General features: G+C 58.4%; 21 protein-coding genes. 12 read left to right on the forward strand and 9 right to left on the reverse strand.

Annotation, left to right across the window (positions count from 1 at the left end; genetic code table 11):
* From BDE40_RS04005 to BDE40_RS04015, 3 genes are read left to right on the forward strand one after another with little or no spacing between them, the layout of a single operon-like run.
* A complete protein-coding gene (locus BDE40_RS04005; RefSeq protein ID WP_134013039.1) occupies window positions 1-465 on the forward strand; it encodes a DUF1203 domain-containing protein in 465 nt (154 codons plus the stop codon).
* On the forward strand, window positions 455-1,420 hold the full coding sequence (locus tag BDE40_RS04010; protein WP_134013041.1) for an XdhC family protein: 966 nt from the start codon (window positions 455-457) through the stop codon (window positions 1,418-1,420). The genes BDE40_RS04005 and BDE40_RS04010 overlap by 11 nt, the downstream gene beginning before the upstream one ends.
* Window positions 1,420-2,418, forward strand: a complete 999-nt coding sequence (locus tag BDE40_RS04015; protein WP_134013043.1) for a molybdopterin-binding protein — start codon at window positions 1,420-1,422, stop codon at window positions 2,416-2,418. Before BDE40_RS04010 ends, BDE40_RS04015 begins: the two co-directional genes overlap by 1 nt.
* 66 nt (window positions 2,419-2,484) lie before the next feature.
* Here the strand turns inward: BDE40_RS04015 and infC are convergent, their stop codons facing one another.
* A complete protein-coding gene (gene infC, locus BDE40_RS04020; RefSeq protein ID WP_246030354.1) occupies window positions 2,485-3,000 on the reverse strand; it encodes a translation initiation factor IF-3 in 516 nt (171 codons plus the stop codon).
* Window positions 3,001-3,232: 232 nt separating this feature from the next.
* Between infC and BDE40_RS04025 the strand changes: the two genes are divergently transcribed.
* On the forward strand, window positions 3,233-4,177 hold the full coding sequence (locus BDE40_RS04025) for a translation initiation factor 3 (protein ID WP_134013047.1): 945 nt from the start codon (window positions 3,233-3,235) through the stop codon (window positions 4,175-4,177).
* A gap of 115 nt (window positions 4,178-4,292) precedes the next feature.
* On the opposite strand, the gene BDE40_RS04030 is transcribed toward BDE40_RS04025, so the two are convergent.
* From BDE40_RS04030 to cysG, 6 genes are all read right to left on the reverse strand, one after another.
* A complete protein-coding gene (locus BDE40_RS04030; protein WP_134013049.1) occupies window positions 4,293-5,138 on the reverse strand; it encodes a ferredoxin--NADP reductase in 846 nt (281 codons plus the stop codon).
* Between the two features lie 73 nt (window positions 5,139-5,211).
* Window positions 5,212-5,625, reverse strand: coding sequence for a DUF934 domain-containing protein (locus tag BDE40_RS04035; RefSeq protein WP_134013051.1), 414 nt, complete (start codon window positions 5,623-5,625; stop codon window positions 5,212-5,214).
* On the reverse strand, window positions 5,622-6,341 hold the full coding sequence (locus BDE40_RS04040; RefSeq protein WP_134013053.1) for a phosphoadenylyl-sulfate reductase: 720 nt from the start codon (window positions 6,339-6,341) through the stop codon (window positions 5,622-5,624). The genes BDE40_RS04035 and BDE40_RS04040 overlap by 4 nt, the downstream gene beginning before the upstream one ends.
* Window positions 6,331-7,995 (reverse strand): nitrite/sulfite reductase, encoded by a 1,665-nt coding sequence (locus tag BDE40_RS04045; RefSeq protein ID WP_134013055.1) that lies wholly within the window; start codon window positions 7,993-7,995, stop codon window positions 6,331-6,333. Before BDE40_RS04045 ends, BDE40_RS04040 begins: the two co-directional genes overlap by 11 nt.
* Window positions 7,995-8,297 (reverse strand): DUF2849 domain-containing protein, encoded by a 303-nt coding sequence (locus tag BDE40_RS04050; protein WP_134013057.1) that lies wholly within the window; start codon window positions 8,295-8,297, stop codon window positions 7,995-7,997. Before BDE40_RS04050 ends, BDE40_RS04045 begins: the two co-directional genes overlap by 1 nt.
* On the reverse strand, window positions 8,294-9,673 hold the full coding sequence (gene cysG, locus BDE40_RS04055) for a siroheme synthase CysG (protein WP_134013059.1): 1,380 nt from the start codon (window positions 9,671-9,673) through the stop codon (window positions 8,294-8,296). The genes BDE40_RS04050 and cysG overlap by 4 nt, the downstream gene beginning before the upstream one ends.
* 137 nt (window positions 9,674-9,810) lie before the next feature.
* On the opposite strand from cysG, the gene BDE40_RS04060 reads away from it, so the two are divergent.
* On the forward strand, window positions 9,811-10,272 hold the full coding sequence (locus BDE40_RS04060) for an Lrp/AsnC family transcriptional regulator (protein WP_134013061.1): 462 nt from the start codon (window positions 9,811-9,813) through the stop codon (window positions 10,270-10,272).
* 35 nt (window positions 10,273-10,307) lie between these two features.
* Here the strand turns inward: BDE40_RS04060 and BDE40_RS04065 are convergent, their stop codons facing one another.
* Window positions 10,308-11,681 (reverse strand): M20/M25/M40 family metallo-hydrolase, encoded by a 1,374-nt coding sequence (locus BDE40_RS04065; RefSeq protein ID WP_134013063.1) that lies wholly within the window; start codon window positions 11,679-11,681, stop codon window positions 10,308-10,310.
* A 177-nt stretch (window positions 11,682-11,858) separates the two neighbouring features.
* Between BDE40_RS04065 and BDE40_RS04070 the strand changes: the two genes are divergently transcribed.
* The 5 genes from BDE40_RS04070 (at window position 11,859) to BDE40_RS04090 (ending at window position 16,783) form a co-directional block, all read left to right on the forward strand.
* Complete coding sequence (locus tag BDE40_RS04070; protein WP_134013065.1) at window positions 11,859-12,446, forward strand: 5-aminolevulic acid synthase; 588 nt, start codon at window positions 11,859-11,861, stop codon at window positions 12,444-12,446.
* A 117-nt stretch (window positions 12,447-12,563) separates the two neighbouring features.
* The gene (hemA, locus tag BDE40_RS04075) at window positions 12,564-13,787 is read left to right on the forward strand and encodes a 5-aminolevulinate synthase (RefSeq protein ID WP_134013067.1); all 1,224 of its coding nucleotides are present in this window, start codon (window positions 12,564-12,566) and stop codon (window positions 13,785-13,787) included.
* Window positions 13,788-13,903: 116 nt separating this feature from the next.
* A complete protein-coding gene (locus BDE40_RS04080; protein WP_134013069.1) occupies window positions 13,904-15,109 on the forward strand; it encodes a helix-turn-helix domain-containing protein in 1,206 nt (401 codons plus the stop codon).
* Between the two features lie 93 nt (window positions 15,110-15,202).
* Complete coding sequence (gene ispG, locus BDE40_RS04085; protein WP_134013071.1) at window positions 15,203-16,333, forward strand: flavodoxin-dependent (E)-4-hydroxy-3-methylbut-2-enyl-diphosphate synthase; 1,131 nt, start codon at window positions 15,203-15,205, stop codon at window positions 16,331-16,333.
* Entirely contained in the window at window positions 16,334-16,783 is a 450-nt protein-coding gene (locus BDE40_RS04090) for a DUF1499 domain-containing protein (protein WP_134013073.1), read from the forward strand.
* Between the two features lie 3 nt (window positions 16,784-16,786).
* Here BDE40_RS04090 and BDE40_RS04095 read toward each other — a convergent pair whose 3' ends face one another.
* Window positions 16,787-17,020: a hypothetical protein gene (locus BDE40_RS04095; protein WP_134013075.1), complete on the reverse strand. Its 234-nt coding sequence runs from the start codon at window positions 17,018-17,020 to the stop codon at window positions 16,787-16,789.
* A 53-nt stretch (window positions 17,021-17,073) separates the two neighbouring features.
* Here BDE40_RS04095 and prfA point away from each other — a divergent pair, with 53 nt between their 5' ends.
* Both prfA and prmC read left to right on the forward strand, forming a co-directional pair.
* Window positions 17,074-18,126: a peptide chain release factor 1 gene (gene prfA, locus BDE40_RS04100; RefSeq protein WP_134013077.1), complete on the forward strand. Its 1,053-nt coding sequence runs from the start codon at window positions 17,074-17,076 to the stop codon at window positions 18,124-18,126.
* Window positions 18,123-18,899, forward strand: a complete 777-nt coding sequence (gene prmC / locus BDE40_RS04105; protein ID WP_134013079.1) for a peptide chain release factor N(5)-glutamine methyltransferase — start codon at window positions 18,123-18,125, stop codon at window positions 18,897-18,899. The genes prfA and prmC overlap by 4 nt, the downstream gene beginning before the upstream one ends.
* The last annotated feature ends 177 nt before the right edge of the window (window positions 18,900-19,076 follow it).

The raw sequence follows: 19,076 nt of genomic DNA on the forward strand, positions 1-19,076 counted from the left end.
ATGCGCTATACATCTTATGACCAGATTTTCGTCGACGCAGTGCGGGCAGGCGGCCCCGACGCCAATGGCCAAGCGGCGGAACGTGTCGTCAGCGACGGGCAAGGAAAACCCTGCCGATGCTGCCTTGATCAGGTGCCGGAGGGCGCGATCATGTTGATCCTTGCCGCGCGGCCCTTTCCAGAACCCCAGCCCTACGCAGAGTTGGGTCCGATCTTTCTTTGCGCAGAGGCTTGCACACCCTATCAAGGCGCAGAAGCCCCGCCGATCATGAGCACATCGCCGGACTACCTGCTCAAAGCCTATTCGCAAGACAGCCGAATTATTTACGGAACAGGCCAGATAACGCCCGCCGCGCAGGTGGAGCCCTACGCCTCCACGCTTTTCGAACGCGCCGATGTGGCTTACGTTGATGTGCGATCCAGCCGGAACAATTGCTTTTTGACAAGGATATATCGTGACGACTGACCTCAACGACATACCCGCCATAGCATTGAAATGGCATCGGGCCGGCACCGGCGCGGCTTTGGCAACGGTGGTCGAGACATGGGGCTCGGCCCCGCGCCCTGTGGGCTCGCAGCTGGCGATCTCGGGGCAGGGCGATATCATGGGGTCGGTCTCGGGCGGCTGCGTTGAAGGGGCCGTCGTGGTTGAAGCGATGGACGCCTTGGACGACGGCACGCCGCGATTGCTGGAATACGGTGTTTCTGACGACGAGGCCTTCGCCGTGGGCTTGGCCTGTGGCGGCACCATCCGCGTGTTGGTCGAGCCTGTCGGGGCGGCGATCCCCGAGGACTTGTTGGCCAAGTTGGTGGAGGCCCGCGCGGCGTCCAGGCCGGTTGCCTACACCGTTGACACTGAAAGCTGGGCGCGCGGCTTGGCTGCTCCGGACGCTTTCCCCGAACGCTTCAGGTCGGATAAATCCGGCTTTGAGGGAAGTCTGTTTGTGGCGGTGCACAATCCACCTTTGCGTATGGCGGTGATCGGTGGCGTGCACATCGCGCAAAGCCTGCTCCCGATGGCACGCACTGCTGGGTTTGCGCCTGTGTTAATAGACCCGCGTGAAGCTTTCGCCAGTGCGGACCGTTTCCCCCAGACGGCGTTGCGTCATGACTGGCCGGATGCCGCCTTGGCGGAGTTCGGCATCGACACCCGTACAGCCATCGTGACCTTGACCCATGACCCGAAACTCGACGATCCCGCGATCCAAGCGGCGTTAGGGTCGGACTGCTTCTATCTCGGGTGTCTCGGTTCGACCCGCACTCATGCCAAGCGCGTGGCACGGCTGACCGATGCTGGCTTTACCACAGCACAGATCGCGCGCATCCATGCGCCGGTCGGTCTGGATATCGGAGCGAAATCTCCGGCGGAGATCGCGGTCAGCATCATGGCGCAGATCATCCAGACCCTGCGGCAATCGTGATGGAGTTCGGACCGGTCCCCACATCCTCCGCCCTTGGTGCGATCCTTGCCCATTCGGTACAGGCCAAGGGGCAGCGTTTGCGCAAAGGGTTGGTGTTGGAGCAGTCCCATCTTGATACGCTCGTCGAAGCTGGAAAAACGGAAGTGACCGTTGCCCGGTTGGCGGCGGATGATGTGCACGAAGACGAAGCGGCTTTGGCGCTGGCGCAGGCATTGGTGCCGGACGAGGGTGCTGCCTACCTGCGATTGGGCGCGGTCGGAACGGGGCGTTGCAACATCTTTGCGACAGCGCCGGGCGTGGTTCAGATTGATGCGGACGCAATCAACGCGCTGAACGCAATCCATCCGATGATCACAGTCGCCACGGTGCCGCAGATGCACCGGATGGAGCAGGGCAGCATGGTCGCGACCGTGAAGATTATTTCTTATGCTGTACCCAAAGATGCTGTGGCGCGGACGCGGGAAGTCGGCAAGGCTGCGCTACGGGTGGCAGTGGCCAGTGCAGCGCGGGTCAGCTTTATCGAGACGACGCTCGCCAGTCCGGTGTCGCCCAAAGGGGCCAAGGCGATCCGCGACAGGGTGGAAGCCCTCGGCTCCCGAATGGATGAGCCGGTGCGATGCACCCATGACATCTCGGCGCTGTCAGACGCGCTGCGGCGGGCGACAGGGGATATGGTGTTGATCCTGACCGCCTCTGCCACGTCCGACTTGCGGGACATCGCGCCAGAGGCGGTGCGGATGGCAGGGGGGGAGGTGGCGCATTTCGGGATGCCCGTAGACCCCGGCAATCTGTTGTTCCTTGGCGAGCTGGGGGGCAAGCCTGTGATCGGCCTGCCCGGATGTGCCCGATCACCGGCGTTAAACGGTGCCGATTGGGTGTTGGAGCGTTTGATTTGCGGCATCCCCGTGTCGGCTAAAGACATTATGGGGATGGGGGTCGGAGGCCTGTTGAAGGAAATCCCCTCGCGGCCACAGCCACGGAACCCCAAACGCAGCTGACAAAGAAAAAGCCCCGATCGTCGTTCGCGCATCGGGGCTTTTTAAATTCGGAAAGACGGGGCGGTGTTACGTCTTCAGCGGGCCGATTAGCATGATCATCTGGCGGCCTTCCATCTTGGGGAAGTTCTCGACCTTGCCGTGGCCTTCGATGTCGTCAGCGACACGTTCCAGCAACTCACGGCCAAGATTAAGATGGGCCATTTCGCGACCGCGGAAGCGCAGGGTGACTTTCACCTTGTCGCCGTTCTCTAGGAACTTGAACACGTTGCGCATTTTCACGTCGTAATCATTGGTGTCAGTGTTCGGACGGAACTTGACCTCTTTGATCTCGATGATCTTTTGCTTCTTGCGGGCCTCGGCCTCTTTTTTCTGGGTTTCGTACTTATACTTGCCGAAATCCATGATCTTGCAAACAGGCGGGCTGGCGTTTGGCGAAATCTCGACGAGGTCAAGCCCGACTTCTTCTGCCATGGCCATTGCTCGGGCGGGCGTGACTACGCCCACGTTTTCGCCTTCTGCGCCAATAAGGCGAATTTCATCAGAGCGGATGCGGTCGTTGACGCGCGGTCCGGTTTCACGCACGGGTGGCGCATTGTGTGGTCTGCGGGCTATGGCCTGAAGTCCTTCTTTGGTTTCAATTGTTTCGAAACATCAAAATAGAGGGGCGCGGCCCGTCCTACAAGTCGGTTTTCCGCCCATTTGGGGCAGACGGGGAAAAACTATGGCGAAATCCCGTTGTAAACGGCATTCCTATGCCATAGCTCGTCGCTGCAGGCGGGGGAAACCCTGCGAAACCAAAGGGACTATTAGAATTATGCAACGTGGAATTATCATCATCGTCGTGCTCGCACTGATTGGTGTGGGCGGTTATGTTTGGATGAACAAAGATGGCGACGCCATGGACGCTGTAAAAGAAGCGACCGGCGACGCAACGTCCGCAGTTGAAGGGGCCGTCGATGCGACCACCGAAGCTGCGTCCGATGCTGCTGAGGCCACAACCGAAGCTGTGACCGAAACCGTTGAAGGTGCAACAGAAGCTGCTGCTGATGCTGCGGACGCCGTAGAGGGTGCCGTTGAAGGCGCGGTCGAGGGGGCAACAGAAGCTGCCTCTGATGCTGTAAACGCCGTTGAAGGTGCAGCTGAGGAAGCCGCCGACGCTGCATCCGACGCTGTTGATGCTGCGACCGAGACTGCTGGCGAAGCAGTCGACGCTGCAACGGACGCTGCCAGCGATGCTGCCAACGTTGTGACAGACACCGCTTCAGACGCAACCGAAGCCGCGGCTGACGCAGCCGCCGATGCGACAACTGCGGCATCTGACGCTGTCGAAGCAACAACAGAAGCCGCGACCGATGCTGCGAACTCTGCTGGAGAAGCAGCGACCGAGGCAACCGAAGCTGCAACTGATGCTGCGAACGCTGTAGCTGACACGGCCAACGACGCTGCGACCGCCACAACGGAAGCTGCAACCGACGCTGCGAACGCTACTACTGACACGGCAACTGATGCTGCGACCGCAACAACAGAAGCTGCGGACGCTGCAACCGACGCAGGTACAGACGCGGGTTCGATGGCTGGTATGTCCGAGCTGCTGACAGTTGATGGCTTTAACTACGACAAAGTTGTCGAAATGGTCGACAACTCCGAGCTTGGCGCCGTTGCGAAAACAACCCTGAAAACAGGTTTGAACAAAGCCAAGGACAACCCAGAGATGTTGTCTACCGTCTTGGACCAAGTCAAAGCTGCAATGGGCATGTAAAGCTCGTTGCGGGGCCTGGACATCTTGAATGATGCCCAGGCATTGCACCAATAGAAAACGCCGCGTCGGATATATTCCGGCACGGCGTTTTGAATTTCCGAGGTTGTCTTAAGCGTTAGCCCACAAAGGCCTTCTCGACCACGTAATGCTTGGGGTCGCTATTGGCACCTTCTTCCAGTCCGAACCCTTCGAAGATTTCCTTGAGGTCCATATTCAGGCCAATGGATCCACAGACCATCGCGCGGTCCGTTTCTGGGGACATGGGGGGAACGCCCAGCTCCTCGAACAGCTCACCCGAGCGTAGCTTGTCGGTAATGCGGCCCATCTTCGGGCTATCTTCGCGTGTGGTCGTCGGGTAATAGACCAGCTTCTTGAGGTTTTCCTCGCCGATCAATTCACCCAGCAATTCATCCGTGCGGATTTCGTCGATCAACTGGCGGCCATATTCCAACTCTGCCACTTCGCGGCAGGTATGGGTGATGATGACCTCGTCATAGTCCTCGTAGGTTTGCGGGTCCCGCAACAGGGACGCGAACGGGGCAAAGCCGGTGCCGGTGGCAAAGAACCACAACCGTTTGCCCGGAAGCAACGCATCGTGGACCAGTGTGCCAACGGGCTTGGGGCGCAGGATGATCTCGTCACCCACTTTGATATGTTGCAGCTTGGAGGTCAGCGGGCCGTCCTGCACCTTGATCGAGTAGAACTCCAACTCCTCATCCCAGCTGGGGGAGGCGATGGAATAGGCACGCAGCAGCGGTTTTTGCTTGCCGGTGTCTGGGTTCGGGTCACCCATCAAGCCGATCATCACGAACTCGCCGGAGCGGAAGCGCAAAGACGCAGGGCGCGTCACGCGAAATGAGAACAGGCGGTCCGTCCAGTGCTTTACCTCGGTGACGGTTTGCGCGTCAGGCAGGGTGGGGACGGCTTTTACGGGTGCGTTCATAGCTGTAACTTCATTCATAGCAAATATCCGGAGAGGTGAATAACCTCTCCGGCCCTTCTAGTGCTCTTGGAGCGATTGTTAAATGGGACGATCAGCCGCGCAGGCGGGCTTGGTAATTGTGTGCCTTCCAATCGGCCCGCGCGAGCCATTGATCCTCGGGTTGCCGTGCTGCGAGTTCGTCGTCGATTTCGACCTCGTCGAAGCCGGACCGACGGGCCATTGCATATTGGTCCGCGATGACGTGACCGCGAGCACGCAGGCGTCCGTTGAACCCCATCAGGCGCAGACGGCGCGCGATGCTGAAGCCGCGACCGTCGGCTGAACTTGGAAAATCTACGCGGATCATTTCTATTTTGCTCAAACGGTTGGCAATCCCCGCAGGGTCGGCATCTGACGCGACGTCGATGCAACACGGCGTGTCATTGGCAGGCAAATCGGCCAAATCGGTGAAGCCGCGGTCCCACGTATCGGGGGCGAAACCGGTGTCTGTGATTATAACGCTCATGCTGCGTTCTCCCGTCTGATGACTTTGCCATCCACAATGTGAATGCCGCATTCGGATTTCTCCATACCCCGCCAGCGGCCTGCGCGCGGGTCTTCCCCCGCCGCAACCTTGGTGGTGCACGGCGTGCAGCCGATGGAGGTGAAGCCGCGGGCCACCAATGGATGGCGGGGCAGGTCGTGTTTGTCCAAATAATTGGCGATTTGCGCAGTGTCCCAGCTGGCCAGAGGATTCACTTTGATCTTGCGGTCCTGCTTTTCGTAAAGCGGGAGCTGAGCGCGTGCGCCACCATGCGCCCGCTTGCGACCGGTGATCCAGCCGTCAAACTCTGCGAGCGCCTCTTCCAACGGCTGTGTTTTGCGCAAGGAGCAGCAGGCGTCAGGGTCGATGGTGTGCAAAATGCTGTCGACGTCGCTCTCCAACAGTTTTGCGCGTGACGGGCGGATGACCCGCACATCGGTGAGCCCCAAGATATACGCGACCTCACGCTGATAGGTCAGCGTCTCTGGAAACAGCATTTCGGTGTCCAGAAACAGGATGGGCGTGTCCGGTGCGATCTGGCTGACCATATGCAACAGCACGACGCTTTCCGCGCCGAAGCTGGAGACCATGGCAACGCGCCCGATCTGGACGTCATCCAAGACATGTTTCAAAATCGTCTCCGCACCACTTTTGCGGTGCAGGATGTTGCGACGTTCGGCGAGTTCCTTAAGCGGCATCGGCTTTGACCTCCGGATACAGGGCGGCTTTAAACGGCGCGAGGCCGAGGCGGCGATAGGCGTCGATGAAGCGTTCGTTTTCATCCTCGCGGTTTTGCAAATAGGCACCGATCAGGCGCTCAATCGCTGGTACGATTTCGTCATATGCGAAGCCCGGTCCGGCGCGTTCACCCACTGCGGCGGTCTCGGTGTGATCGCCACCAAGTGTGATTTGATAGTTCTCCACGCCCGCGCGGTCCAAGCCAAGGATGCCGATATGGCCTACATGATGGTGGCCACAGGCGTTGATGCAGCCCGAGATTTTGATCTTCAGATCACCGATTTCATGCTCCAGCTTCAACTCGTCAAACCGTGTTGCGATTTGTTGCGCGACAGGGATCGAGCGGGCGGTTGCCAGCGCGCAGTAATCCATGCCGGGGCAGGCGATGATGTCGGAAATCTTACCGATATTTGCAGTCGTCAGATCAACAGATTTCAAGCGGGCGTGGATCGCAGGAAGGTGCGATTTGTGCACGTGGGGCAGGATAACATTCTGCTCATGGCTGATACGAAGTTCGTTATGTGCAAATTCACGGGCAATCGCGGCCATCTCGCGCATCTGCGCAGAGGTCGCATCGCCGGGTGTTTGGCCATGCTTTTTGATCGAGATCGACACAATGGAATAGTCGTCGTTTTTATGTGCCGTCAGATTGGTATCCGCCCAAGAGCGGAATACTGGATCGCTGTGATAAGCGTCCTTGAACGCCGCAACAGAGCCGTTCTTGAATTCGGGCAGTGCGAACTGCGCCTCGATGTCTTTGAGCATCTTCTGGTCAACGCCACCGAACTGAGGTTTCAGCAGTGCAAAACGATCCTCAACCAAGTCGCGGATGGTCTCGATGCCGTTCTCGTGCACGGTGATCTTGATGCGGGCTTTGTATTTGTTATCGCGGCGGCCCAGAAGGTTGTAGACGCTGACGATGGCCTCGCAATAGGGCAACAAATCCGCTTTGGGCAGGAAGTCCCGCAGCACCTTGCCGATCATCGGTGTGCGGCCTAAACCGCCGCCTACAATGATTTCATAGCCCTCTTCACCGTCACGCGTCAGCAAGCGAATGCCGATATCATGCGCTTTAATAACGGCGCGGTCATTGGCCGATCCGGTCACGGCCAGTTTGAACTTACGGGGCAGGAACTGGAATTCCGGATGGTCAGTGGACCACTGGCGCAGCAACTCAGCAGTCGGGCGCGGGTCGGCGACCTCGTCCTTCGCGGCCCCTGCAAAATGGTCTGCGGTGACGTTACGGATCGTGTTGCCGGAGGTTTGGATGGCGTGCATGCCAACCTCGCCCAAGGCGTCCAGCATGTCTGGAACGTCCTTCAGTTTTGGCCAGTTGTACTGGATATTCTGGCGCGTGGTGAAGTGGCCGTAGCCCTTGTCCCACTTGTCCGCGATGTTCGCGAGCACATCCATCTGGCCGCCATTCAGCGTGCCATAGGGGATCGCCACACGCAGCATATAGGCGTGCAATTGCAGGTAGAGGCCGTTCATCAATCGCAGCGGCTTGAACTCGTCCTCGGTCAGGGAGCCGTCAATGCGGCGTTCCACCTGGGCGCGAAACTGGGCGTTGCGTTCCGCGAGGAAGTCGCGGTCGAAGTCATTGTACTGATACATTAAAATAACTCCGCCTGTTTGCCGTGGTTGTAATTGGATGGGCCGCGGGTGCGGAACTCTTCGCGAAAATGCGTGGGTTGCGGGATGCCGTCTTCCAGCGCCACGTCGATCAAGTAGACGCCTACGACCACGTCAGGTTGCGAACTGCCGTCTAGCAGGCGCAGATCGCCATGGGCCAAGTCCTCGATCACTTCGGCGTCGGCAAGTTGGCGCGACCATTGATCGTCAGCGGTCAGGTATACCACATCGCCTTCCAGCAACGCATTGGCGGTGACGACTTTTGGGATAAAGGGCTTGCTCATATCGCAGTCTCCAATTCGTGTTGCTGTGCGGCGTTGAGTGCCGCGCGGGGGGCGAGGCCAAGGAAGACCAGCGCAGGGCCGGTCAGGTTGGCTTGGGTCAAGGTCGGCTCCAACTCGCCCAAGGTGGTGGCGAGGATGCGTTGGTCGGGGCGCGACGCGTTCTCGATTACCGTCACCTGCGTTAGGGCATCGGCCCCGTGCATCAGCAGACGGCCTTGGATGAAACGGGCGGATTTCTTGCCCATATAGATCGCGGCGACTTCGCCTGCGCGGGCGAGGGTCTTCCAGTCGTGATCGGCAAAGCCCTTGGTGTCGTGGCCCGTGATGAAGCGCACGCCAGAATTGCGTCCGCGTTTAGTGAAGCTTTGCCCAAGGGCCGCAACCGCCGCGGAAGCAGAGGTAATACCGGGCACGATGCTCCACGCGACGCCGGAAGCTTCGCAGGCTTCGATTTCCTCGTCCAAACGGCCAAATACAGTTGGATCACCGGACTTGAGGCGCACAACGTGAGAGCCGTTGCGGGCGTGGCTGACGATCATCTCGTTGATCGCGTCTTGCGTGACTGATGGGCCAAAGCCTTCCTTGCCAGCGGACAGCATAATTGCCTCGCGGCGGGCCAATTCCAGAATTTCAGGGGCGACAAGGCGGTCATAGATCACCACATCGGCTTCATCCAAAGCCTTGCGGGCCTTCAATGTCAGCAGTTCGGGATCACCGGGGCCAGCACCGACCAGCTCAACGCGGCCTTCTTTGGCGTGCGCGGACAGGTGCTTGTCGAGCAACGCATCCAACGTCGTTTCGGCGTCTTCGCTGGTTGCGATGTCTTTGGCGTAATACTCTGCCCAAAACTCGCGACGCTTTACGCCGAAGGGCAGGGCTTCGGCCTTGGTGCGAAAGGCTTTGCCGATACGCGCCATAAGGCCCAATCGAGGGGATAACCGCTCTTCGATGTCTTTCTTGATAGCGCGGGCCAGAACGGGGGCCGCACCTTCGGTGCCAATCGCCACGACGACAGGATCACGATCCACCATGGCGGGCGTGATGAACTGACTGTCTTCAAGATTGTCGACAATGTTTACAAGCGCCCCTTCGCGATTTGCCAAATCGGCCACGCGGGCGTCCTCGGCATCATCCTCGTTGGCCGCATAGAACAGGCGGGCGCACACGGCGTCGCCTGCTTCCATGGCGCGCGCGATCAGAGTCAGGCGGCCTTCGGCAGCCCAAGTTACAATTTCGGGGGCGGGGTCGCTGGCGACCACAGTCAAGTTGGCTTCCGTCTTGAGAAGCAGCCGTAATTTCGCCAACGCGGCCTCGCCTCCACCGGAGACGACCACGCGACGACCCTCAAGGGCCATAAAAATCGGAAAGTGCTTCATCTGAGGCGTCCTTCGTTGCTTGCCCCCATATTTAGAAAAATTTCCTAATAATGCCTACCCATACGATACAATAAGGAATAATGTTCGTTTTGGGGTGAATTTGGGAACATATGTTTCGCAATGGAGGGAAATTGGGAATGGCAGCACAGATAGACGCAATGGACCGGAACATACTCGCGCAACTGCAAGAGGACGCGTCACAGAGTCTTGATGAAATTGCCCGCAAAACAGGCTCTTCCAAGACGCCTGTGTGGAACAGAATCAAGAAGTTGCGCGCGGCGGGAGTGATCCGTCAGGACACTGTGGTTCTGGACCCTGAAAAGCTGGGGTTGGAGGCGTGTTTCTTTGTGCTGATCCGCACATCGGAGCATGAGAGCGATTGGCAGGAGAAGTTCCTGCACGCGCTTCAGGCGCGGCCAGAGGTGCTCGAAGCGCATCGACTTGCAGGTGACATTGACTACATCCTGAAGGTGAGGGTGGCCAACGCGCGCGCCTATGATGTGTTTTATCAGGCCTTGATCTCGGAAGTGCGGATATTCAACGTCACGGCATTGCTGTCGATGGAGGAAATCAAATCCACAACGGCGCTTCCATTGTAGTGCAATGCGGCGGCCCAAAAGGCCGCCGCCGCATTTTACTTCGACATAGCGTCAAGCACACGCACCCAAGACCGGATACCTTTGTGAAAGCTGGATAAATCGTATTTTTCGTTGGGTGAGTGGATCTGGTCGTCATCTTTGCCAAAGCCGATCAGCATGGCATCCATGCCTAGAATGTCCTTGAAGTGACCCGCAATCGGGATCGAGCCACCACAACCGACGAAGGTCGCCGGGTTTGGCCACTCGTCTGACAGCGCGGCACGAGCTTGTTCAAAAGCAGGGTGGTCGGTCGACATCTCGGAGGCCGATCCTGCGCCGTGGCCTTTGAATTCCACAGTGCAATCTTCGGGCAGCTGCGCTTGTACGAAGGCGCGGAAGCTTTCACGCAGCTTTAGAGGGTCTTGACCCGGCACCAGACGGAAGGAGATTTTTGCGCTGGCCTGTGATGGCAGAACGGTCTTGAACCCGTCGCCCTGATACCCACCGGAAATTCCGTTTACTTCGCAAGTCGGGCGCGACCAGATCATTTCCAACCCGGTGCGACCGTCCTCGCCCGCAGGAACGCCAAGGCCGACTTCCCCCAGAAATTCGCTGTTGTCGAAGCCCAGATCGTTCCATTGCTGGGCGATATCGGCGGGAAGTTCCTCCACCCCGTCATAGAAATCAGGCACCATGATGCGGCCGGAGGCGTCGTGCAGGCTGGCGATGATCTTGGCCAACACGCGGATCGGGTTGCGCGCGATGCCGCCGTACATGCCGGAATGCAGGTCTTTGCTGGGGCCGGTGATCGTGAGTTCCTCTCCCAAAAGTCCTCGCAAGCGCGTGACAATGGCAGGGGTGCTGTCCCCGAACAGGCCGGTATCACAAATCAACGCAATGTCGGCTTTCAACTCGTCCGCGTTTTCTTGCATGAAGGGCACGAGGGACGGCGAGCCGCTTTCCTCTTCACCTTCAAAGAACAGCGAGATTTTGGCTGGCAGCGTGCCGTGGACAACTTTCCAGGCGCGGCAGGCTTCGACGAAGGTCATCAGCTGACCCTTGTCGTCGGACGAGCCACGGCCACGGATGACGGGACCATTGTCGGTGTCTTCCAATCGCGGCTCGAATGGCGGATTGCTCCAGAGCGACAGTGGATCAACGGGCTGCACGTCGTAATGGCCGTAGAACATCACATGTGGGCCTTCGCCCTCCGCGTGCGCGACAACCATCGGATGGCCCGGAGTTGGGCGTTTGGAGACGTCAAAGCCGATGCTTTGCAAGTCGTCCACCAGCCAGTCGGCAGCGGCGTCACAGTCCTCCTTATAGGCAGGATCCGTCGAAATCGACGGAATGCGAAGAAGTTCCAGTAGTCTGGCGACGGCGGATTCCAGATCCCCGTCGACCTGATCCAATACAGCGTCCAGTGTCATGTTGTTCAGCCCCCATGCCGAAATATTTGGTCATAAGGTTAACAGTCACGACAGTGCTGTCCAGCACCAAGGGCCGGTTTTCGCGGGTATCGAAACAATAGCAATTCCCCCTTGAGACTAGGGTCAATTTGGCGCGTAATGACGGTTAACAATGATCTATATGTTGAGGTATTTTCCATGGTTTCCACTCTACGTAGCGTAAGTGTAGCGATTATTCTGGCTGGATCAGCGACAAGCGCGGCCGCTGAGTCGCTCTCGTACAAGGATGCTCGGCGGGTTTTGCCGAAGGGAAATCGCACCGTAGCCGAACTGCGCGAGACCTCCTTTCTGGACGAGAAGCAGCAAGCAATCGTGCTGTCGCTAAAAGATACCATTCCTTACTTCGGCGCGCTGGCGCTGTCGCCGGATGAGGGGCTGTTTGTCGATTGGTTGAATGCCTCGGCGCAACACCATTCGATTGAAGCCGCGCGTGCGGCAGCGCTCAAACATTGCGAGGCCAACCGGAAGAAATCATCGGCCAAATGTGTCGTGGTTCTCGAGGTGTCGCCCAAGGGCGCGAAACCTGAAGCACCATTGAGCCTGTCCGCCGAGGCTGCGGACAGCTTGAGGGGAGAGTACCGCAAATTGAAGGCACCCAAGGCCTTCGCCATTTCGCCAAGTCAGGGCACGTTCGGCTTTGCCGGCGGAGACGGGGCGAGGGCGCTGTCAGCTTGTGCCAAGTCGGGTGGCGGGGCTAAAGATTGTACCGTGGTGGTGGCGGATTGACCGGCCTACACCCCGTCTTTTTCGTGGGGTGGCAAAATGTAGCCTATTCTAGGATGCCAAAATTCGTTAAACGCGGTAGAACTGTTCTAATGCCACAGCAAAAAGGCTGCCAAACCTGTGACTTATGACTCTGCGCTCGACACTGCCTTGCAACGCCTGCACGACGAAGGCCGCTACCGGACCTTTATTGATGTAGAGCGCGCGCGCGGTAACTTCCCTCATGCGGTTTGGACCAAGCCTGATGGAACGACGCAAGACGTGACGATCTGGTGCGGCAACGACTACTTGGGCATGGGCCAACACCCCGTAGTGCTGGCGGCGATGCACGAAGCGCTGGATGCCACTGGTGCGGGCTCTGGCGGGACACGCAATATTTCGGGCACGACCGTGTACCACAAGCGTTTGGAGGCCGAACTGGCCGACCTGCATTGCAAGGAAGAGGCGCTGCTGTTTACCTCTGCCTACATCGCCAATGATGCCACTCTGTCGACTTTGCCTAAACTTTTTCCCGGATTGGTAATCCTCAGCGACAATCTCAACCACGCGTCGATGATTGAAGGCATTCGCCGCAACGGCGGTGCGAAGCGCATCTTCAAGCACAATGATCTGGATGACCTGCGAGCCCAACTGGAAGCTGTTCCGGCGAACCTGCCGAAGCTTGTCGCATTCGAGAGCATCTATTCGATGGATGGTGACTTTGCGCCAATCGAAGCGATTTTGGATTTGGCCGATGAATACAACGCGCTGACCTATATCGACGAGGTCCACGCCGTTGGCATGTATGGCCCCCGAGGTGGCGGTGTGGCCGAGCGGGACGGGTTGATGAGCCGTATCGACATCATCAACGGCACCCTTGCCAAAGCCTATGGCGTTATGGGCGGGTATATCGCGGCATCCGCGAAAATGTGTGATGCGATAAGGTCTTACGCGCCGGGGTTCATCTTCACGACGTCGCTACCACCTGCTGTTGCGGCGGGGGCTGCGGCCTCTGTTGCTCATTTGAAAACCGACACGGCATTGCGCAAGCAACACCAAGACGGTGCGGCTGCGTTGAAGCTGCGTTTGAAGGGGTTGGGCCTGCCGCTCATCGACCACGGCTCGCACATCGTGCCTGTCCATGTCGGTGATCCGGTGAAGTGTAAAATGATCTCTGATCGCTTGCTGGATGACCACGGTATCTATGTGCAGCCGATCAACTTCCCGACTGTGCCGCGCGGGACCGAGCGGCTTCGGTTCACTCCGTCTCCGGTTCATGGCCCAAAACAGGTCGATGCACTGGTTCACGCGCTGGACGAGTTGTGGTCCCATTGTGCGCTGAATCGCGCCGAGATGGCGGGTTAGCCGCTTTTCTGCACTGCAACACGCGGGTGTGATGTGCTACTGTTCATGGAATGCGGCGGCGTGGGGACGAATCGATGCCGCATTTTGGGATAACGGATAACAGCGGGCAGACGCGGATGTTGGGGCGAAACAAACAGCCCAAATCGGAAAAGACCGAGGAGACTCGGGGTTTCGACGCGTTTGAAATGCGCCTCGGCGACATGATGCGCGGCGAACGTGCGACATTGGGTAAATCCTTGCTCGACGTGCAGCGCGAGTTAAAGATTAAAGCCACCTACATCGCCGCCGTAGAAAATTCTGATCCATCAGTTTTCGAAACACCCGGCTTTATCGCCGGATATGTCCGCTCCTATGCGCGTTACTTGGGGATGGATCCTGATTGGGCATTTGAGCGGTTCTGCAAAGAAAGCGGATTTGCTGGTGTCGAAGGGTTATCGGGAACATCCGCATCTTCGCGCAAAGAGAACAAGACTCGCGCAAAAGCGGTGGGGGAAGAGGCGATAATCCGCCCCGTTGCCCCCTATGCGCCTTCGGGTGAAAGCATTTTCTCCAAGATCGAACCGGGTGCCATCGGCTCTATTGCAGTGCTGTTTGGTCTGATCGGACTGATCGGCTACGGCGGTTATTCGGTGCTTCAGGAAATCCAGCGTGTGGAATTTGCGCCTGTGGATCAATCCCCGAGCCTGTCAACGGATGTCGCATCGCTTTCCACGACGCTCCCTCAAACGGAAGTTGCGACGGGTTTCGTAGCACCTGCACCGGATGCCCTTGACCGTCTGTACCGCCCGCAAGCTCTTGAGGCTCCGGTGTTGACGGCACGTGATGGTCCCATCGCCGCGCTGGACCCGAATTCCAACGGGGCGTTGGTGGTTGAGGACGATCCGCGATTTGCGTCGTCCGCGCTAAGCCGCACTGCAAACGACGCGCCAGCGCTCGCCACGCCACAGGTTTTGGCCGAAAACGCAGAAGATGTAGTGTTGTTCGCAACCCGTCCGGCATGGGTGCGCATCTCCAACGCGGACGGGTCGGTACTGTTCGAGAAAATCCTCGACGCGGGCGAGACATATGTCTTGCCACAAACCGACGAGCAGCCAACCCTACGCGCGGGCAACTCCGGATCTTTGTTCTTCAATATCAAGGGCCAAACCTACGGCCCTGCTGGTCCGGGCACCTCTGTGGCGAAGAATGTACCGCTCGGGGTAGATGTCATTACCGAAAACTATGCCGTGGCCGACACCACCGACGCCTTGTTGTCGGAGGTCCTGACTGCGATGGCGACGACACCAATTGTAATCGACCCGAACGCGCCCGCGACCGAATAGCCAACGGTTAATTCCGGAGGACACGTTGCGACCCTCTTCGGTGAGGGCTATATCACCAAAGAACAGCAGTAATCGCACAAGGCTAGTAGGCCCATGTCCTCCCTCCATTCCATACGCCCGTGGCGTCAGATCGACCGCCGCAAATCCCGCCAGATCATGGTCGGCAATGTGCCGGTTGGTGGCGATGCGCCGATCACGGTGCAAACCATGACGAACACCGATAGCTCCGATGTGGCAGCGACTGTTGCTCAAGTGCAGGCATGTGCCGAAGCGGGCGCAGACATTGTGCGCGTGTCCACGCCCGATGAAAGCTCCACCAAGGCCCTGCGAGAGGTGGTGAAGGAAAGCCCGGTTCCGATCGTGGCCGACATCCATTTCCACTATAAGCGCGCCATTGAGGCCGCCGAGGCTGGCGCGGCTTGCCTGCGGATCAATCCCGGAAATATCGGCGATGCGACGCGTGTGCGCGAGGTAATCAAGGCCGCGAAAGACCACGGATGCTCCATCCGGATCGGGGTGAACGCAGGCTCTTTGGAGAAACATCTCCTTGATAAATATGCCGAACCCTGCCCTGAGGCGATGATCGAAAGCGGGATGGATCATATCCGCATCCTGCAAGACAACGATTTCCACGAGTTTAAAATCAGCTGCAAAGCCTCGGACGTTTTTCTTGCCGCCGCCGCCTATCAAGGGTTGGCGGAGATCACGGATGCACCGATCCATCTGGGAATTACCGAGGCTGGCGGGCTGACCTCCGGCACCATCAAATCTGCCATTGGCTTGGGCAATCTGCTGTGGAGCGGCATTGGTGACACCATTCGGGTGTCTTTGTCCGCTGACCCTGTTGAAGAAGTCAAAGTCGGCTATGAAATTCTCAAATCTCTAGGCCTGCGCCATCGCGGTGTGAACATCATTTCCTGCCCGTCTTGCGCACGACAAGGTTTCGACGTGATCAAAACGGTTGAGGCATTGGAGAAACGTCTGGAGCACATCAAGACACCGATGAGCCTCAGCATCATCGGCTGCGTGGTCAACGGGCCGGGCGAGGCACTGATGACGGATGTCGGGTTCACCGGCGGCGGGGCAGGGTCCGGCATGGTGTATCTGGCGGGCAAACAAAGCCACAAGCTGAGCAATGACCAAATGGTTGAGCATATCGTCGAGCAAGTTGAGAAGCGCGCCAGTTTGATCGAGGCGGAAATGGCAGCTGATGCGGCTGAATAAATGCTTAAATATTTAGCTGTCGCACTCATCTTGGCGGTGGTCGCCTTGGCTGCCATCGTGCGTTTGCGCCCGATTACGCCAGAGGCATGGCATGTCGAGCCCGAGACTATCGCCAGCAAAGGGGAGGCTGGGCACTTTGCAGCCACCAAAGGCGGAGATATCGCGCCCTACATGGTCGAAGGCACCGTGCTAGAGGTTGCGAATGCCTTGAAGGCTCGCATTGAGGCTACTCCCGGCACGACATTGTTGGCGGGCAATTTGAACGAAGCTTTCGCCACCTATGTCACGCGCTCCAAATTTTGGGGGTTTCCCGACGTCACTAATATCAAGCTGGAACCAATGGGGGACCAAACTGCCGTTCATATGGTTGCGAGACTGGTGTACGGGAAAGCGGATTTCGGGGTGAACGAGGCGCGTGTACGCCACTGGTTGGGCGCGGTGAAGGGCTAGTCGTTAACCCGTCACGCAACTACCGCCAGTTTCCCGCCACATCGGCACGTTCAAAGACATCTCGCAGCGGGCCATAAAGACGCGGCCACCTACAGTCAGACAGCGGTTTTCGCCCAGTTCGACCCGCGCGCCGGATTTGTCCGTGCAGTAGCATTCCACTGTCTTACCAGAGGGCGACGTCACATCAGCGCTGATTGGCAGGGTCAGCACGGCGAAAGCCAGAGCATATTTCCACATGGCCCTAGATTAGCACACTTGACCCCACACTTCCAAATGTTCATCAACGCCCCATGGTTCCATTGGACAGACTTCAGCAAATCACCGAACGGTTTGAGTATCTTGAGGCGCGGCTCGCTTCCGGTGACACGGAAGATTTTGCAGGCATTTCGCGTGAGTATTCAGAGCTTAAGCCTGTCGCAGACGAGGTGGCGGCTTACCGTCAATTGATCACCGATATCGACGATGCGCGGGCGATGATGAGCGACCCTGAAATGCGCGAACTTGCGCAAGAGGAGTTGCCTGCTCTGGAAGCCCGGCTTCCGGAGGCCGAGGACTCGATCAAACTGGCGCTCCTGCCCAAGGATGCCGCCGACGCGCGGCCCGCCATGCTTGAAATTCGCCCAGGAACGGGCGGCGACGAAGCGGCGCTGTTTGCGGGGGATCTGCTGAATATGTATCGCCGCTATGCGGAAGCGCGCGGTTGGACCTTCGATTTGATCGAATATCAAGAAAGCGAGCTGGGCGGCGTTAAAGCGGTCACGGCCCACATCAAAGGGCAAAACGTGTTTGCCCGATTGAAATTTGAAAGCGGTGTTCACCGCGTGCAGCGCGTGCCAGTGACTGAAAGCGGCGGGCGGGTGCACACCTCTGCGGCAACCGTGGCCGTATTGCCTGAGGCAGAGGAAGTCGATATCGACATCCCCGCCAGTGATCTTCGGCTGGACACCATGCGCGCGTCGGGGGCAGGGGGGCAGCACGTCAACACCACTGACTCCGCTGTGCGCATCACCCACATCCCGACGGGGATTATCGTCGTCAGTGCCGAGAAGTCGCAACACCGTAACCGCGAGATTGCCATGCAGGTCATGCGCACGCGCCTGTATGATCTGGAGCGTCAGAAGCTGGATGACGAACGCTCTGCCGCGCGCAAAAGCCAGATTGGCACCGGTGACCGCTCCGAGCGCATCCGCACGTATAACTTCCCGCAAGGCCGTATGTCGGATCACCGTATCAACCTGACGCTGTATAAACTTGACCAGATCATGCAAGGCGATCTGGACGAAATTATCGACGCGCTAACGGCTGACGCGCAGGCTCAGATGCTGGCCGAACAGGGGCTATGAGCGACGCGCTGTCTTCGGCCATCGTGCGGTTGCATGAGGCCGGTATTCCCGATCCATCCAATGAAGCACGCCGCCTCGAGGCGCTGGCTGCCGAACAGAACATGGACCTTGCTGAGCTTGTCGCGCGTCGTGTGACCCATGAGCCGTTTTCGCACATTGCCGGACGGCGTGCGTTCTGGAACCATGAGTTCATCGTTTCCAGCGCAGTTCTCGACCCGCGCCCTGACACGGAAACACTGGTGGAAGCTGCGTTAACACTGCCTTTCGATACCGTGCTGGATCTGGGTACGGGGTCGGGCTGTATCCTGTGTTCTTTACTGGCGGAGCGCCTTTCGACGACTGGTACGGGTACGGATATCTCGCCGGATGCCCTCGACGTGGCGCGGCGCAACGCAGCGCTGACCGGCACGCAAGTGCGCGCGACATTCATCGAAAGCAACTGGTTTGCAGGGGTGGACGGACGCTTTGATCTCATCGTCTCCAACCCGCCCTATATCACCGAGGCTGCTTACCGCGACCTGCATCCAACGGTCCACCGGTTCGAGCCGCGCATCGCTTTGACACCGGGGGGCGACGGGTTGGACCCATACCGTGTCATCGCGGCAGAAAGCACCAAGTTCCTTACCGAAGACGGCTTTGTGCTGGTGGAGATCGGGTATGATCAGGGGGCGCTTGTGCAGTCTCTTTTTAAACAACACGGCTGGCGCGACGTCGCTTGCATCCCCGACCTCAACGGCAAAGATCGTGTGATCCGCGCAAAAGCACCGGAATAGCTGATTAACAGGCAATTTCCCGCGTTAATTAGCAGAATCAGCTTGCAAATGACCGGCTTGGCTGCTTTTGTCTTCTGCAGTAGGTCGCAGGCGTTTTAAGCGCCTCCTACGCTTAAGCCCAAAAAAAGGTCTCGATTCTAACGTCATGGGGACGCCGCCAGCTTGGAAGCGGATAGG

The organism is Litoreibacter halocynthiae (genome assembly GCF_004365635.1).
GTDB lineage: Bacteria > Pseudomonadota > Alphaproteobacteria > Rhodobacterales > Rhodobacteraceae > Litoreibacter > Litoreibacter halocynthiae.